Source organism: Vibrio barjaei (assembly GCF_001639065.2).
GTDB lineage: Bacteria > Pseudomonadota > Gammaproteobacteria > Enterobacterales > Vibrionaceae > Vibrio > Vibrio barjaei.
In genome coordinates, this window is sequence record NZ_LQXO02000054.1 from 1 (window position 1) to 10,953 (window position 10,953).

10 protein-coding genes and 1 tRNA gene are annotated in these 10,953 nt (G+C 45.2%); 5 read left to right on the top strand and 6 right to left on the bottom strand.

Annotated features, from left to right (window positions below; genetic code table 11):
• Nucleotides 1–48: 48 nt before the first annotated feature.
• The 3 genes from dapF to lptM are packed head-to-tail and all read right to left on the bottom strand — an operon-like array spanning nt 49 to nt 2,299.
• Nucleotides 49–879 (bottom strand): diaminopimelate epimerase, encoded by an 831-nt coding sequence (gene dapF, locus AWH66_RS23920; RefSeq protein WP_063605179.1) that lies wholly within the window; start codon nt 877–879, stop codon nt 49–51.
• Between the two features lie 10 nt (nt 880–889).
• Nucleotides 890–2,143, bottom strand: coding sequence for a diaminopimelate decarboxylase (gene lysA / locus AWH66_RS23925; RefSeq protein ID WP_063605178.1), 1,254 nt, complete (start codon nt 2,141–2,143; stop codon nt 890–892).
• Nucleotides 2,144–2,179: 36 nt separating this feature from the next.
• Nucleotides 2,180–2,299 (bottom strand): LPS translocon maturation chaperone LptM, encoded by a 120-nt coding sequence (gene lptM, locus AWH66_RS26330; RefSeq protein WP_006074698.1) that lies wholly within the window; start codon nt 2,297–2,299, stop codon nt 2,180–2,182.
• Nucleotides 2,300–2,373: 74 nt separating this feature from the next.
• Between lptM and cyaY the strand changes: the two genes are divergently transcribed.
• Nucleotides 2,374–2,688, top strand: coding sequence for an iron donor protein CyaY (gene cyaY / locus AWH66_RS23930; RefSeq protein ID WP_006074697.1), 315 nt, complete (start codon nt 2,374–2,376; stop codon nt 2,686–2,688).
• On the opposite strand, the gene AWH66_RS23935 is transcribed toward cyaY, so the two are convergent.
• A complete protein-coding gene (locus tag AWH66_RS23935; protein ID WP_063605177.1) occupies nt 2,685–5,210 on the bottom strand; it encodes a class I adenylate cyclase in 2,526 nt (841 codons plus the stop codon). The genes cyaY and AWH66_RS23935 overlap by 4 nt on opposite strands.
• 346 nt (nt 5,211–5,556) lie before the next feature.
• Between AWH66_RS23935 and hemC the strand changes: the two genes are divergently transcribed.
• Genes hemC through AWH66_RS23955 form a run of 4 tightly spaced genes read left to right on the top strand, consistent with a single transcriptional unit; the run spans nt 5,557 to nt 9,609 of the window.
• Nucleotides 5,557–6,495, top strand: coding sequence for a hydroxymethylbilane synthase (hemC, locus tag AWH66_RS23940; RefSeq protein WP_063605176.1), 939 nt, complete (start codon nt 5,557–5,559; stop codon nt 6,493–6,495).
• A gap of 6 nt (nt 6,496–6,501) precedes the next feature.
• Complete coding sequence (locus AWH66_RS23945; RefSeq protein ID WP_063605175.1) at nt 6,502–7,260, top strand: uroporphyrinogen-III synthase; 759 nt, start codon at nt 6,502–6,504, stop codon at nt 7,258–7,260.
• On the top strand, nt 7,244–8,428 hold the full coding sequence (locus AWH66_RS23950; RefSeq protein ID WP_063605174.1) for a uroporphyrinogen-III C-methyltransferase: 1,185 nt from the start codon (nt 7,244–7,246) through the stop codon (nt 8,426–8,428). Before AWH66_RS23945 ends, AWH66_RS23950 begins: the two co-directional genes overlap by 17 nt.
• Nucleotides 8,428–9,609 (top strand): heme biosynthesis protein HemY, encoded by a 1,182-nt coding sequence (locus tag AWH66_RS23955; RefSeq protein WP_063605173.1) that lies wholly within the window; start codon nt 8,428–8,430, stop codon nt 9,607–9,609. Before AWH66_RS23950 ends, AWH66_RS23955 begins: the two co-directional genes overlap by 1 nt.
• Nucleotides 9,610–9,647: 38 nt before the next feature.
• Here AWH66_RS23955 and AWH66_RS23960 read toward each other — a convergent pair whose 3' ends face one another.
• Together AWH66_RS23960 and AWH66_RS23965 are read right to left on the bottom strand one after the other, a co-directional pair.
• Nucleotides 9,648–10,640, bottom strand: a complete 993-nt coding sequence (locus AWH66_RS23960) for a protein kinase family protein (RefSeq protein ID WP_063605172.1) — start codon at nt 10,638–10,640, stop codon at nt 9,648–9,650.
• Nucleotides 10,641–10,765: 125 nt separating this feature from the next.
• A tRNA-Ser gene (locus AWH66_RS23965) sits at nt 10,766–10,856 on the bottom strand.
• Nucleotides 10,857–10,953 lie beyond the last annotated feature (97 nt).

The window sequence follows — 10,953 nt, forward strand, 5'->3', positions numbered from 1 at the left end:
CTAGGACCCGCCATTAGTATATACCCAAGTGACCTCAAGGTGCATTGACTAGCAAGAAATCTGCCCATCAAACACGTGTGTTGCAGGTCCCGTCATAGTTAACGGGTGGCCTTCACCTTTCCAGCTAATCTTTAAGTCGCCACCCGGCAGATGCACAGTGACATTCTCATCCAATAACCCTTGGACAATACCAACTGCGACAGCACCACAAGCGCCACTACCGCAAGCCTGAGTTTCTCCCGCTCCACGCTCGTACACACGAAGGTTCACTTCATTGCGGCTCACCACCTGCATGAAGCCTGCGTTAACGCGTTCAGGGAAACGTTCATGCGACTCAAGCAATGGACCGAGTCTATCAACGTCAGCTTCTTCAGTGCTATCGACCACAGTCACAACATGTGGGTTACCCATGCTCACCGCACCACAGAACAGCGTATGCTCCCCAGCACGTAAGATATAAGTTTTCTCTTTTTGCTTCGCTTTGAAAGGAATCTTGTTTGGCTCAAACTCAGGTTGTCCCATGTTCACAGTCACTAAGTCGTTCTCTTCCAACTTCAAGACCATCTTGCCTTTCTTGGTGCTAACACTCACGCAGTACTTATTGGTCAACCCCTTCATCTGCACGAAACGCGCAAAGCAACGCGCACCATTTCCACACTGTTCAACTTCACTGCCATCGGCATTAAAAATGCGATAGTGGAAGTCAGTTTCTGGATCATACGGCGCTTCAACAATTAAAAGCTGATCGAAACCCACACCAGTATGCCTATCCGCCAAACGACGAATGAGATCGGGTGAGAAAAATACGTTCTGGGTAATACAATCAACAACCATAAAGTCGTTACCCAAACCGTGCATTTTAGAAAAGTGGAAATGCATAGTGGTTCTATTACTCCGGTAAGATGCTTTCTAATTCCCAAAGACTTTGCAGAGATTCGCGCTGACGCACGACATGCGCCTTGTCTCCATCGACAATGATTTCTGCGACGCGTGGTCGTGTGTTGTAGTTCGAAGACATAACGAAACCATAAGCACCTGCAGAGCGAACGGCGAGCAAGTCGTTTTGCTCTAAGACCAAAGAACGGTCTTTACCGATAAAGTCACCCGTTTCACAAATAGGTCCCACAAGGTCGTACGTTACCGCTTCACCCTCTCGTGGTGAAACCGGAATAATGTCTTGCCATGCTTGATACAATGCAGGTCGCATCAAGTCATTCATTGCCGCATCAACAATCGCAAAGTTTTTATGTTCGGTATGTTTTAGGAACTCAACTTTGGTCAACAGCACACCAGCGTTCGCCGCAATAGCGCGACCTGGTTCGAAGATAAGCTCAAGTTCTGGGTGATTCTCTAATCGAGCTAACAGCGCCTTCGCATAATCTGAAGGTTGTGGCGGCAATTCATCACGATAAACCACGCCTAGACCACCACCAACATCAAGGTGCTTAATATCAACCCCATCAGCACGCAACTGGTCAATGAGAGCAAGCAGACGATCTGTCGCATCAATAAACGGTTCAATATCTGTAAGCTGTGAACCGATATGACAATCGATACCATGAACTGCAAGGTTTGGCAGGCTTTGAGCAAACTTGTACACCGCTGGAGCGCGATCGAATGCAATGCCAAACTTATTGTCACGCAGACCCGTCGAGATATAAGGGTGTGTGTTGGCATCTACATCCGGGTTAATTCGCAATGAAATCGGCGCAACTACACTCATTTCACCGGCGACTTGATTAAGTCGTTCTAATTCAGGTTCAGATTCAACGTTAAAACACTTAATGCCTAGCTCTAGTGCGCGACGCATCTCTTGTGCAGTTTTGCCCACACCAGAGAATACTACTTTGCTTGGCTCACCACCTGCCGCCACGACACGTTCTAGCTCACCGCCAGAAACGATATCAAAGCCAGAACCAAGACGTGCTAGCGTATTTAACACACCTATATTGGAGTTCGCTTTCACCGCGTAGCACACGAGATGTGGGTGGTCGCCCACCGATTTATCAAACGCATTCCAGTGACGTTCTAGCGTCGCTCGTGAATAGACGTATAGCGGAGTGCCGTATTGCTCGGCAAGTTGCGTAAGTGACGTTTCCTCGGCCCAAAGCTGGCCATCGTCCTGATAGTTGAAATAATCCAAATCCTGTATCCCTTTACACTGTATCGATGGCGGTGATTATTGAGCTTGCTCGTTTGCTGGTGCGTCATCAGCAGGAAGATAAAGCGGTCCAGTTTGACCACATCCCGCTAATGTCACTACGACGAGCATAAAAAATGCGGTAATCGTCTTTTTCATTTTGCATATCGTGATTATTGAATCAATGCCCCCTATAATCGCACCACGAATTAGAAAAGCAATAGGATTACAAAATGAACGACACGGAATTTCACCAATTAGTCGATGAGCAGATGCAAAACATCGAAGAAGCGATTGATGATTCAGGTGCGGATATCGATTATGAAGTGTCTGGCAATGTCATGACTTTGGAATTTGAAGACCGTAGCCAGATCATCATTAACCGCCAAGAGCCGATGCACGAGATTTGGCTCGCATCTAAATCCGGTGGGTTTCATTTCAAACTGATTGATGGCGCATGGACCTGTTCAAAAACCAATGTTGAACTTATGGACATGGTCAAAGCCGAGTGTGTGAAACACGCCGGCGAAGACATTGATTGGGTTTAAGCATTCACCGCTTTAGACGTTTTAGAGTTTGGAGAGCCGTCATTACGATATGGAATGATATAAGGTTCTCCCTCTTCAGGATGAATCAGTTGGTAGTACTGCGGTAAGTTGAAGTTAATTAACTTCGATGACATTTCGCTATCAACGTTAGACGTGTAGAAGCTGTTTACACTCGCGATCATCTCATCTTTGCTACCACGCATCTGATGATACACTTCCACTTGGTTAGACTCGTCAAGCACGTAGATGTTGAAACCATTATCGGTATCTTCAAAGAAGAACTGAATCAAGCCTTCACTCGCAAAGCCATCCACCACATCGGGTAGTTGGAACTCTTCTTCACGATCCAGCATAAGAAGTGGTGAGCCCTGCAATTTATTGGTCGAGATACTACGATAGAAATCTACTGAGTTTTCCAGTTTTTGTACTGACACGCCACGACGCTCAAAGAACAAACCATACATTTGGTTCGCCACTTTAATCGCTTTAAAACGACGACGTTTTTCTTGGTCGACAGGTTTTAAGCGCAGCTCAATACACTCTGCAAGTAATTGATAGACGGTATTTCGTAGAACACCACGCAAGTTTTTGCTGTAGCAGAACACATCCACAGACTCGGGTGGTAACGCATCTTGGTGCATCTTACCTAACACTGTTTTTAATGCGTCAAGCATCGCCGTTTCCCCTTCAAAATGAAGAGTACGAACTTCATGCCACGAATTACGGTAAACCAGATCCACTGAACCGATAAGACTTTTTCCTTCCTGTCCAAAACTCAATATATCAACGTTTTTCAGGTCGACTTTGGACGTTTTGGCGGACAGTTCAGAGGTTGGGTCATTTTCAAAGTTGATAAACATCGCCAACTGGCTGATTTCACAAGGACTACCAAGCGCTTGCATACTTGGACGACGTTTACGCAATGAGAAGGTATTACGCAGATCACTCACCATCTGATAAAACTTATCGATGTCGATATGCGCTTCACGCACCACAGAGTTGAGGTGAGTCGATTCGGTAATCAAGCCGTTGAAAAACGCCCACGCCACCAACTTACTCAGGTATTCATTATGCTCAAGAGCAGGTTGCCCTAAAATACGATGCGGAATGAGTGGCTGTTTATAAAGGTACCAGCCGGATTTATAGCTCTTGCCCTCTTTAACCTCGATAAAGGTCAAATCTGGTTCGTGCAAATCAGGAGAAATCTGGGGATTGAGCAGTGTCACCTTACCCGGTAGAACCTCAAAAGCGGCGTAAAGCTTACGCGCAAGAATACTGATGTCTTGAGGACTGATGGCAGAGGTAATGTCGTTACGACGAGCGAACTGAATCAAATTACGGTAACTGAGCATTAAGGCATCTAGCAATGCATTGTGCACTACCATCACTTGCTCTACCTTCCAGTTACGACGACTGTCTAGTTCTTGCAGTACTTCTTGTGACCACTGCCATTGAGCAGTCATTTCACTTAACGCTTCACGACGCCAAGGCACAGAGCCTATACCAGGCTCACGAGATAGCTTCTCATGGGTTTTAAGGTAGAAGCAACGACGCACTAAATCTAGACGTGTCGTATCACCAATACGTTCTAAATAACGCGTCACCTTTTCAAGCATCAGGTAATACGCATCCATACCATAGAGGTCGGGCGCATCGGCAAAGAAACGTCGCTTAGTATCGATACTGAGTAACTGAGTATGTGGATATTCCCACGAGTACGCTTCCAACAGAATCGCTTTTAATACCGATTTGTAAGGCGAATCGATACTCTTGTAAAGCTGCCATAAGCTTGAGCCAAAATACTCTTCTGCAGGAATCCGATTGAGTCGACCGAAATCAATCCACTCATCACAATTGATGTATCCATTTTGGCAAAGCTGCTCGACATAATCTTCGTAGCACTCTTCCATTTCCGGTGGCACGATTTGCCACAACAATCTTTGACCACCTAAACGCACGGCTGAGCGGTAGAATTCATCCAGCAGCAATAAGTGCTGCGATGAACCACAGTTATCACCGGTCATTTCTTCGGAAATATTGCTGCGAAAGCGCTCTTCATCCATTAGAAAGAAATTTGCTTCAACGCCTAGACCTTTAGCCCAATCGGTGATCAACAAGCACTTATTGCTCAGCTTTTCACGAGCTTCGGTCGGCATCTCTGGAGAGATACAAACCCAAATATCCAAATCACTTGATGTACTTTGGCCGATGGACGAAGTACTGCCCATGGTGTAAAGGCCTAGAATATCGTGTTGGCGCGGCTCTGGCAGCGGTTGCCCCAAAGCTAATGCAATATCATCAAGGAACTGACGTTGGACGTCATTTGCTTCAAAACTGTAAAGACCACTAGGGCTGTCAGTTTCAAAGAAGCCGGGAATAATAGGATGGTTGAAGTGGAAAAGCGCTGGAATCAGTTGGAAAACACGTTGTCCTTGCATATCCATAAGCGCCAGCGCGCGTTCAATTCGCTGCTGGTTGAGATTATCAAGTCTCTGGATAAGGGTATGAGTGTATGCCTGCAAGGGTGATTCCTAGGTCTAATCTAACTGCTATATTGCGTAGGTTTTAAACAAACAAGCGTTCAAAACGTGATCAATGTATCATTTTTATTATAGGCGGTAAAGCAATACTCGGCACTACAGCCCCTCACAGCACAACATCGAGGATTTGGTTTTGCCTTCCAAATCATAGCGGACAATTCTAACAGTAGTCGCAATAACAAATGCGATTAACCTCACACTATTAACAATATTTGTGACAAGCAAAGTTGTCGTTTAGGAGAGCTCTAGGGAAATCACTAAGCATTTCATAGAGACAGTGTTAGGATTATGCCACGACCAAAAACAAAGAAATGCTTACGAGAACGATATGACGCAAACTCAGCCAATCCGAATCGCTACCCGAAAAAGTCCTCTTGCCCTGTGGCAGGCTCATTATGTCAAAGATGCCCTTATTGCTGCGCACCCAGGACTGGAAGTTGAGTTAGTCACTATGGTCACCAAAGGCGATATCATTTTAGATACCCCATTAGCGAAGGTGGGCGGTAAAGGCTTGTTCGTTAAGGAGCTGGAAGTCGCTATGCTTGAAGGACGTGCCGACCTTGCTGTGCACTCAATGAAAGACGTCCCTGTAGACTTTCCAGAAGGCCTAGGTCTTGTCACCATTTGCGAACGTGAAGACCCTCGTGATGCTTTCGTCTCCAATACTTACGCTAACATTAGTGAACTGCCTCAAGGCGCCGTGGTTGGCACTTGTAGTCTTCGCAGACAATGCCAGTTAAAAGAACAGCGCCCTGATTTAGTCATTAAAGAGCTTCGAGGCAATGTAGGGACTCGTTTAGGAAAACTCGATAACGGTGAGTATGACGCCATTATCCTTGCTGCTGCAGGCCTGAAACGTCTAGAACTGGAATCGCGTATTCGCAGCTTTATCGAACCTGAAGAATCCTTACCAGCCGTTGGTCAAGGTGCGGTTGGTATTGAATGTCGCCTTGATGATGAAAGACTGATTAAATTGCTCGAACCTCTTAATCACGCCAACACGGCCGACCGCGTTCTATGTGAGCGAGCCATGAACTTAACGTTAGAAGGCGGTTGCCAAGTACCGATTGGTAGCTACTCACTGATTGATGGCGACGAGATTTGGTTACGAGCTCTCGTCGGTGAACCAGATGGTTCGAAAATTGTGCGTGGTGAAATTCGTGGTAAACGCGCAGATGCAGAAACCTTAGGCGTCCAATTAGCAAATCAACTGCTCGATGATGGCGCAAAAGAAATCCTAGAAAAGCTCTATCAAGAGCACGAGTAATGACCGATGAGAGTATTGGTTACACGCCCTGAGAATCAAGGCGCAGAACTTTGCAATCTCATAGAAAAAATGGGGGGCATGGCCCTCCATCAACCACTTATTGATATTCAGGACAATCTGCAGCTTTCTCTCGATGACGACCAACTGCAACGTTCTGATATCATCATTGCCGTCAGCCAATACGCAGTCTACGCCTTCCATCATATTCTCACTCATCAACAGCTCTCGTTACCTGACTCCTGTATTTATCTAGGGGTTGGTCAAAAAACCGCACATGAATTAAGCAAACTCAGCCAACAAAACGTAAACTATCCGACGGTAAGTGATAGTGAACACCTACTGGCATTACCAGAGTTGACCAATGTGTCGGGAAAACATGTCATCATTCTTCGAGGCAACGGCGGCCGTGAGCTCATTCATGATCAGCTCTGTGCACTTGGTGCGGATGTTCAGTACCTAGAAACCTACCAACGCAGATATCTGCCACTAAAAATAGACGCAATAAAACAATGGCGCTCAATAGGTATCGATACTCTGGTCGTTACCAGTGGTGAACAACTTGAGTTTTTATTGTCTCAAGTATCAGAACCAGAACTGAACTGGTTAACACAACAACAGCTCTTGGTTCCGAGTGAACGAATTGCTACTTTAGCGATGACAAAGGGATTTAATAACGTTACCAATACCCAAGGTGCATCGAACTCTACAATATTTGCTGCTCTCCAGCGTCTAGAAACAGGACTTAACAATGACCAACAAAAATAAAGACGAGCAAATCCAGTCTGAAGAACAACAAGACGTTAAGGCTTTAGCCCCAGAAGCTAATACATCAAAAACTGAACAAGAGACTTCTCAACACGAACAAGCTAAACCATCAACGGCTGCACCGGAATTCGAAGAAAAACAGGGCAAACGTGGTGTTAAGCTTGGTGCGGTTGCCATTGTTTTAGCAGTTATTTTTGGTGGTGGTCTCAGCTACCAAATGCAAAAGCAAGCCAGCGATTATGAAACTCGCATCGCGAAGCTTGAGTCACAACTGAAAGCGACAACAAGCAGCTTAAGCAGCGAAATGCAGCAAGTACAGTCGGAAACGCTTGAACAAGCAAAAACAGTGACACACAAAGCCGAAGTCGTGTTAGGCCAACAACAAAAAAGTATTGAAAGCCTGCAACTGGCGGTTGCAGACGTTAAAGGCCGTCGCCCTAACGATTGGCTTCTGGCTGAGGCCGACTATTTGGTTAAACTCGCGGGTCGTAAACTGTTCTTGGAGCACGATGTAGTGAGTGCGACACGTTTGATGGAAAGTGCTGACCAGCGTATCGCTGCACTCAACGATCCAAGCTTAGTGTCTCTGCGCCAGTCAATGGCAAATGACATCACCAAGCTACGTACTGTTCCACTTATTGACCGTGACGGACTCGTATTGCGACTAACTTCGCTACAGCAAGAGGTTGATAAGCTGCCTCTTGCCAACGCCATCCTTCCTGATGCACCTGCTGTCGAGAAACGCCACGTTTCACAAGACATCTACGATTGGCAAGATAACCTGATGACGTCGTTAAAAGACTTCTCAGAGAACTTTATTACTTTCCGTACTCGCGATGGCAATGTTATTCCACTGCTTTCACCTGAGCAGCATTTCTATCTCAAAGAAAACATCAAATCTAAGATAGAAACTGCGATTCGTGCGGTATACAAAGAACAAGGCGAGATCTATAAGATCTCGTTAGAAACCGCAGAGAAATGGTCAGAGTCGTTTTTTGATATGGACAACAACAGCGTTAAAGAGTTTAACGCTGCACTAGGTAAACTGAGCCAACAAAATATCCAAGTCAACTATCCAGTCAAATTGGAAACTCAAGCTCAATTATCCGATGTCATCAACGAACGTCTGCGCCGTGAAGTCACCACCATCATCACGGAGGAGAAATAATGATTCGATTAATCTTTCTCTTCGTCGTACTTGGTGCGGGTCTATTTGTTGGTACCCAGTTTTCGGGTCAACAAGGTTATGTACTGATCTCGATTGCCAATAAAACCATTGAGATGAGCGTTACAACCCTAGTCGTGTTTGTTATTGCAGCTTTGGCGGGGCTGTTTCTGCTCGAGTACATCATCAAGAAAGTGCTTTACACCAGCGTCACGACATTTAATTACTTCAGCGTTCGTAAAATGCGTCGTTCACGCCGCTATACCAATGAAGGTATCGTTAAGCTGCTAGAAGGTGATTGGAAGCTTGCAGAAAAAAAGGTAACACGTTGGGCTAATTATCACGATATGCCGCTTTTGTGTTATCTCGTCGCTTCTGAAGCTGCCTTAGGGCAAGGCGACAAAGCAAAGCGTGACCATTATCTAGCGCTGGCCGCTAAACAGGAAAACTCCGATCTTGCCGTTCAGCTAACTAGAGCGAAACAAGCGGTTCGAGAAGAGGAATGGGAAATTGCCGCGAGTACACTAGATACCCTCAAAGCAGAATACCCAAACAACTCGATTGTTTTGAGCTTACAAAAAACAACATATCGAGAACTTGGCGAGTGGCAAGCCTTAATCGATTTACTACCTAAACTTCATAAGGCAAAACTCATCGATGAACAAGAGCAAAATGAACTGAATGAACGCGCTCAATGTGGATTACTAGAAGATATTGCTAGCCAGCAAGGTAGTGAAGGTTTAATCAATCATTGGAATAAGTTGCCACGTAAAACACGTCAAAGCACCCACTTAGTGGGTTGTTTTAGTAAACAGCTCATCGCTCGCAAAGCTGATGCAGAAGCGTTTACTGTGATTAAAGAAACGTTGAAAAAACAGGGTCATGATGACTTGTATAAGGTATTACCAGAACTAAACCTTGCAGATACACACCCTGTTATTGTGTTGCTTGAAGACGTTGTTAAAAAGCAACCAGATACATCGGAAGCACAAAGTGCACTGGCGCAGTTCTACTTCCGAGAAGAAAAGTGGCCAGAGGCACAACGTCATTTCGAGCGTGCCCTATCACTTCGCCCTGATGTTTCTGACTATGCCTATCTAGCTGATACTTTAGAAAAACAGAACTTATCTAAAGCAGCAAGTGAAGTGTCGAGAAAAGCGTTGACGCTTATTGAGAGTAAGTAGGCACAATTACTGTTAAAAAAGCTCCTAACGGAGCTTTTTTATAGCTGAAAATCATCTAATGCTTGTTGGGTAAATTTGCTGGTAAATGCATTGATTCTGCTGTGCTCTGGGCTCCAGCCTAGCAAAAAACGTTGATAGTCAGCCCAGGCCAATCCAAATAGTGCGCGCCACTCCTCGCAAACATGGTTAGCATTAATTTCCGGTTTAAAATGTTCTATCGCCAAGTGCAGTTGTGTGAAGTAATAGTCGAGGTAACTCGCTACGTTTGAGTCAGCCGTTGAGAAGTCTAATGTCGTGGTAAAGAATAAAGCGACATCTTTAACCCCTACACCGCCCCCTACGTATTGAAAATCTACCGCAGATACAGCACTACCTTGTTCATTGAAACAGAAGTTAGCCAACTTTGCGTCACCATGTACCAATGTTTGGTATGGACACTCGTTTAGCTTTACATCGATGATGTGCGCAGCTTGTTTAAAGCGTTCGTCTTGGATTGCTTGCCATTCATCAGGACGAGTCGCTAAGTGCCAGTAAGTGCCTTGTTTCCATAGCCCATTCGTATTCGATCCCAGCCAAAAAGCATGAAACTGAGCAAGCCACTTTAGAACGCTTTTTATTTCCATCTCTGTTGCGGTTTTCACTACTCTAGCGCAGTCTAATAACTTCAGATCCTCAAGAATGAGCTCTAGCTGAGATTGATACTTATGAGCAGAGAAACACTGTGGAGCCCAGCCATAGGGCATTGTCGATACGAAGTCTTGATACCAAGAAAACTCTACTTGATACGACTTGAGCTTTCTTTGATGTGAAAGCTGAGTATTCCATCCTTTAGGATGGTTAGCTGGTACTTCATCAGGTAATTGAATCGCTTTAATAATAACACTAGATAAATGGGATTGTGCGAGTTCGAGTCTAACCAAGTGCCCGTAGCCACTCCATAGAGTCTGAATAAGGTCACAGGAGAGAACCTGAGCCTTGCTACCTATAACTTCTCGAAGGGTTGGGGTGACCGTAAAGTCAGATAATATCAAAGTAGACTTCCTAGGTTGGCTGCAATAAACGGATTCTTACTCTGACAGAGTTAATGATGAAACGAAAGATCAGCGTTTCTCAAGATGTAAAAAAGCCCGCTGAATATTCAGCGGGCTTTTTAATGTGGCGGAGAGATAGGGATTTGAACCCTAGATACGCTATTAACGTATGCCGGTTTTCAAGACCGGTGCTTTCAACCACTCAGCCATCTCTCCACAATATGTAATCGTCCTAAAGTCTTACTTTAATTGCTTTAGTTCGATGTTGTTCAAAGCCTGGCGATGTCCTACTCTCACATGGGGAAGCCCCACA

Coding starts and splice junctions, on each gene's coding strand:
- dapF (WP_063605179.1), bottom strand. CDS start 879: ATGCATTTCCACTTTTCTAAAATGCACGGTTTGGGTAACGACTTTATG.
- lptM (WP_006074698.1), bottom strand. CDS start 2,299: ATGAAAAAGACGATTACCGCATTTTTTATGCTCGTCGTAGTGACATTA.
- cyaY (WP_006074697.1), top strand. CDS start 2,374: ATGAACGACACGGAATTTCACCAATTAGTCGATGAGCAGATGCAAAAC.
- hemC (WP_063605176.1), top strand. CDS start 5,557: ATGACGCAAACTCAGCCAATCCGAATCGCTACCCGAAAAAGTCCTCTT.
- AWH66_RS23945 (WP_063605175.1), top strand. CDS start 6,502: ATGAGAGTATTGGTTACACGCCCTGAGAATCAAGGCGCAGAACTTTGC.
- AWH66_RS23950 (WP_063605174.1), top strand. CDS start 7,244: ATGACCAACAAAAATAAAGACGAGCAAATCCAGTCTGAAGAACAACAA.
- AWH66_RS23955 (WP_063605173.1), top strand. CDS start 8,428: ATGATTCGATTAATCTTTCTCTTCGTCGTACTTGGTGCGGGTCTATTT.